This window comes from Bordetella tumulicola (genome assembly GCF_054779135.1).
The window spans coordinates 1-1,136 of record NZ_BAAGYU010000026.1 but is presented as its reverse complement, the minus strand read 5'-3'; the positions used below and the strand labels follow the sequence as shown (position 1 = coordinate 1,136).

At 55.5% G+C, this 1,136-nt stretch carries 2 rRNA genes; both read right to left on the bottom strand.

The annotated features are described in order from the left end of the window. Positions 1–174: 174 nt before the first annotated feature. Positions 175–287: ribosomal RNA gene (rrf, locus tag ACYVDM_RS26450) — 5S ribosomal RNA — on the bottom strand. Between the two features lie 169 nt (positions 288–456). Further along, positions 457–1,136 (bottom strand): 23S ribosomal RNA (locus ACYVDM_RS26445); the annotation flags it as partial.

Sequence of the window (1,136 nt, the reverse complement as noted above, 5' to 3'; positions counted from 1 at the left end):
CGTCCTGGCAACGGGCGGGGGTCGCGTGGGCCGGTAGGATCGTGCACGAGGCGGTGTGCGCAGGTTGCCGTGCCGAGGGCCGTGGGTGGTGAGTGCTGTCGTCGGGTGTGCTTTCTGTTTGCGCAAAGACAAACCCCCACCGGAGGGTATCCGATGGGGGTTTGAGGCATAAGAGCCTGACGATGACCTACTTTCACAAACGAATGTTCACTATCATCGGCGCGAAGGCGTTTCACGGTCCTGTTCGGGATGGGAAGGAGTGGGGCCACCTTGCTATGGTCGTCAGGCGTAACTGGCTGGGTCCGCAGACGGTGAGTCTACGGTCCCGAATTGGAAGAAGCACATCGACCGAGCGCGCAGTGTAGGGGCGCTCAGGTTGTGAAGAATGACGAATTAATTATATAAACGGCACTTGTCGCTACGCTCATATCAGGTCTTAAAAACCCGTAGAGTTATAGGATCAAGCCGCACGGGCAATTAGTATCGGTTAGCTCAACGCATTACTGCGCTTCCACACCCGACCTATCAACGTTCTGGTCTCGAACGACCCTTCAGGGGGATCTAGTCCCCGGGATACCTAATCTTCAGACGAGTTTCCCGCTTAGATGCCTTCAGCGGTTATCTCTTCCGTACTTAGCTACCCGGCAATGCCATTGGCATGACAACCGGTACACCAGAGGTACGTCCACTCCGGTCCTCTCGTACTAGGAGCAGGCTCCGTCAAGTATCCAACGCCCACGGCAGATAGGGACCAAACTGTCTCACGACGTTTTAAACCCAGCTCACGTACCTCTTTAAATGGCGAACAGCCATACCCTTGGGACCGGCTACAGCCCCAGGATGAGATGAGCCGACATCGAGGTGCCAAACACCGCCGTCGATATGAACTCTTGGGCGGTATCAGCCTGTTATCCCCAGAGTACCTTTTATCCGTTGAGCGATGGCCCTTCCATTCAGAACCACCGGATCACTATGTCCTGCTTTCGCACCTGTTCGACTTGTCAGTCTCACAGTCAAGCACGCTTATGCCATTGCACTATCAGCACGATTTCCGACCGTACCTAGCGTACCTTCGAACTCCTCCGTTACGCTTTGGGAGGAGACCGCCCCAGTCAAACTGCCTACCATGCACTGTC